Raw genomic sequence first — 232 nt, 5'->3', positions numbered from 1 at the left:
GATCTCGCAGCGTTCGGTACGGAGTTCGGTGACGCGCTGCTGCAGCAGGTCGAGGAGCTGCGGCACGGGGACCGGACCGGCGGACAGCTGGAGGAAGGAGAGCACCTGCGGCATGGCCGTGACGACCTCGGCGACGGCCGCGGGCTCGTACTCCTCGGGTTCGGGGTGGGCCAGCGACCACGCGTCGCACAGGGCGACCCAGCCGCGCAGCACGGCGCTGTCGTCGCGGTTC

Annotated in this window: 1 pseudogene; it reads right to left on the bottom strand. The window is 72.4% G+C overall.

The annotated features are described in order from the left end of the window. A pseudogene (locus B9S61_RS02470) lies at window positions 1-232 on the bottom strand (hypothetical protein); the annotation flags it as partial.

Source organism: Streptomyces sp. SM1 (assembly GCF_002910825.1).
GTDB lineage: Bacteria > Actinomycetota > Actinomycetes > Streptomycetales > Streptomycetaceae > Streptomyces > Streptomyces okerensis.
This window is presented reverse-complemented; position numbering and strand designations above follow the sequence as displayed.